Source organism: Gemmatimonas sp. (assembly GCF_041689975.1).
Taxonomy (GTDB): Bacteria; Gemmatimonadota; Gemmatimonadetes; order Gemmatimonadales; family Gemmatimonadaceae; genus Gemmatimonas.
In genome coordinates this window covers 1-3,408 of record NZ_JBDNFF010000005.1, presented here as the reverse complement: position 1 = coordinate 3,408, position 3,408 = coordinate 1, and the positions used below count along the sequence as shown (strand labels likewise).

General features: G+C 63.3%; 4 protein-coding genes. All 4 read right to left on the bottom strand.

Annotated features, from left to right (window positions below; translation table 11 throughout):
- Positions 1-1,330, bottom strand: a 1,330-nt coding sequence (locus ACESNG_RS00220; protein ID WP_373067216.1) for a response regulator, incomplete at its 3' end; no start/stop codon positions are given.
- Between the two features lie 21 nt (positions 1,331-1,351).
- Positions 1,352-1,567 (bottom strand): PAS domain-containing protein, encoded by a 216-nt coding sequence (locus tag ACESNG_RS00215; protein ID WP_373067214.1) that lies wholly within the window; start codon positions 1,565-1,567, stop codon positions 1,352-1,354.
- Positions 1,568-1,573: 6 nt separating this feature from the next.
- On the bottom strand, positions 1,574-2,104 hold the full coding sequence (locus ACESNG_RS00210) for a methanogen output domain 1-containing protein (RefSeq protein ID WP_373065476.1): 531 nt from the start codon (positions 2,102-2,104) through the stop codon (positions 1,574-1,576).
- 185 nt (positions 2,105-2,289) lie between these two features.
- Entirely contained in the window at positions 2,290-3,057 is a 768-nt protein-coding gene (locus ACESNG_RS00205; RefSeq protein WP_373067212.1) for a hypothetical protein, read from the bottom strand.
- Between the last annotated feature and the right edge of the window lie 351 nt (positions 3,058-3,408).

The window sequence follows — 3,408 nt, the reverse complement described above, 5'->3', positions numbered from 1 at the left end:
GCAGGCCGTCGTACTGGAACGGCTTCTGAATGAAAGCCTCTAGCCCCTCGCCGGCGAACTGCGCGGTCACCGCATGCTCGTTGTACCCACTCATCAGGACCACGCGCACGTTCGGATCGATGCGCCGTAGCTCGCGAAAGGTGCCAGCGCCATCGAGATGCGGCATGGTGAGATCGAGCAAGACGATCGGCTCGCGGTCGGCGTGCGCTTGGAAGGCAGCGAGGCCTTCTCGACCGTCAGCCGCCGGCACCACATCATAGCCCATACGCTGCAGCATATGCCGCAACAGCGCGCGCACACTTTCTTCGTCGTCCAACACCAACACCATACCCTTCCCACGCCATGTGTCCGCCGGCGGTGCAGTAAACGCCTTGGACACGGCGGTGTTGACGGCGGCGGGCAGCAGAATCTTGAACGTGGTCCCGCGACCGGCCTCTGAGTACACACGAATCGCGCCGCCATGGCCACGCACGATACCAAGCACCGCCGCCAAGCCAAGGCCGCGACCCGTGTACTTGGTGGTATAGAACGGATCGAAAATGCGCGCCCGTACTTCGGGCGACATGCCGACTCCGGTGTTCGCCACTTCCAGCGTGACATACATACCCTCGTCAAGCCCCTCGTCGAGATACGTCTCCGCGAGATAGTCGCGCTCGCACCACATCGCACCGGTGGTCAGCGAGATCACACCGCTGCGGTCGCCGATCGCCTCCGACGCGTTGATGATCAGGTTCATGATCACCTGCCGAAGCTGCGTGCCATCGGCCAGGCACGGTGGTTGCTCGCGCAACAAGTCGTAACGCAACACGCACTTCTTCGAAATTGAAACTTCCAGCAGGCGCGTGATCTCTTCCACCAACACCGTGAGTCTCACCGGACCCACTACGAACTTCCCCTTGCCCGAGTACGCGAGCATCTGCTGCGTGAGCTCGGCCGCGCGGCGCGCCCCATTCACCGCTTCGTCGAGATAGCCGCGCGTCACGGAGTCGTCTGACAGCTCCAGCCGCGCGAGGTCGCTGAAGCCGATGATGCCAGTAAGCAGATTGTTGAAGTCATGCGCAATGCCGCCGGCGAGCACCCCGAGGCTCTCCAGCTTCTGCGTCTGCAGCATCTGCGCCTCCAACTTGCGCCGCTCCTCGTCCACTGCCTGACGTCTGGCAATCTCACGGCCGAGCTGTTCGATGCGGTCGTTCAGGACGCGGAACTGACTCGGCGACGTCTCACGCGGCAGCAAACGCATCACCAGCAATGCGGGATGCTCGGTGCTTGCCGGACGGAACAAACTCGTGCTGCAGCGACACCGCATGGTGGCGCCATCGTCATTGTGCACGGCAATGGCACCGGGATGTGGCTAACGTGCGCGCGCAGACTCGCGCAGATGCCGCGTGAGCAGCTCGTCATCACCATCCACGCGGGTCTTCAGCGACGTCCCGCGCAGCACCTCGAGCGCCGCTCCGAGCAGACGGGTTGCCGCACGATTGGCACTCATGATAGTGCCGTCGCGTGTAAGCAACAACAGCGGATCGGGGAGCCAGTCCGCAACCTCCAGAAAATGTTCGAATCTCACGAGTCCCTACGAGCCCTGGAAATATTCACGCCCCGTGGCCGCATTGCTCGCCGCCGACGGCTGCAAGTGCACCACCACCCGACAGCCATCATGGCCTTCGGCGATCGTTTCCTCGAGTACCACTTTCGCGTAGCCGAGATTTTCAGCGGTGATACTGCCGAACACGTTGGACGTCATCATGCAGAGCGCGGGCCGTCCTAGAACCTTCTCGCCGAACGGACACACCGTGTTGGCGAGAACGATTTTCGTGTCGTCTTGCTCGACCACGCGAAAGCCGCCCTGTATGCGCTGCTTGAGATCCACCAACACGTCGGCCACCTGCGCGCGATCGAGCGCGGGCACGTCGAGCAAGTTGCGGTACGCCTGATTGAGATCGTCGCCGATGCGCTGGCCCACGACACTGATGAATCCTGACGCCTCGTCGAGACCGATCACGTCCTGCAAGGTGCCGGCGAGTTCGCGCAGCATGGTACGCAAAAACACGTCGCGCTCGAGCGGAAACGGACGTTCGGCGAGCGGCAGAAAAGCGGAGGTCATTACGACAGTCCGGTAAACGGAGGCGGGATGATTGAGCCGATGTCATCGTCTTATGACGTTGAGGCGACCCGCCGAACGGCGGCCGAGTCGTCGCCAAACCCGTGTTTCATTTTAATGGAATTCAGAAATCCAGTTGGTGACATACGACCACGTGCGTGCTGCACACTCGAGGCTGCCAGAGTTCGCTACGGCACCTGAATCAGCCGGACCATCCCAAGCTCCAGGTGCGGCCGACGCGTGGTGGCCTCGGCGATCAGGCAGTACGCGACATACGCGCCCGGCGCGAGATCGACCGGTAGATAGGCCACTTCTCCCGGACCGACGCGTGCCATTCCCGCGAACGTTTTGGCCACCGCGTCCCGATGGTCGGCCGTCATCCAAGACCGTAGCGATGCGCCCGCGCGCAGGCGCGCCAATCGTACCTGATGGTCCTGTTGTCCGCTGTTCTCGACACGCAGCAACTGCGCGCCGCGCGTCAATTGTTCCGGTCCGAGGTACGCGAAGTCGATCATGCGGATCGTGTGCGCGCTCGGCGGCGGCGACGCGAACACCGAGTCGGCCGGCATAAGCGGTTGCACGACGAGCGTCGTGAACTCGCCGTCGTACGCATGACGATGCCCGTCGTCGGCACGCCGCACGCAAGCGAGCACGGACACGCCCGGCGTCCTCGTGAGAGACGAGACGAAGCGCGGTCGGACACAGCCATCCGGGAATGTACCGATCGGGGCAACCGCCTGCACTGTCTGAGATAACGTGCTACGCCCCCAGAGAGGTCGACCACGGCGACCATGTGCGTCGATGCCGTAGAGTGACTCCACCTCGGTGTTGGACGCCAGCATCGTGAACGGCTTCGCCCCCTTCGCGTGTGGCGACACGCCGGCGATCCGCACCGAGTAGACCAAGGCCCGGCGATCACGTGCTGCCAACGCACCGGTCAGCTGCAGCCGTGACACGAGTTTGCAATCTGGACGCGGTGGCTCGACACCACACTCCGCGCGCCCGTGCCGCAGCGGCAGGTCGTGCTCATCATCGCGAACCAGCTCACGGTTAACGGCGACTCTCGTCGGCGCGACTCACTTCATCAGCGCTGGCACGCCGAGATGCGTTGGCGCGAGTCGGTCAGTGGGGCGACCGCAGCGTTCGTGTCGAATCGAAGTACAGCGTGCCACCGACGCGCGTTCTGTACACCGTGACACGATAGCGCAGCGACGACGGCGCGGGCAGTGTATCTACCAGGGCAAAAAAAAGAATAAGTGGGGGCTCAGTGTCAAGGGAGAGAGAGACTAGGGGGGGGGGGGGGGGGG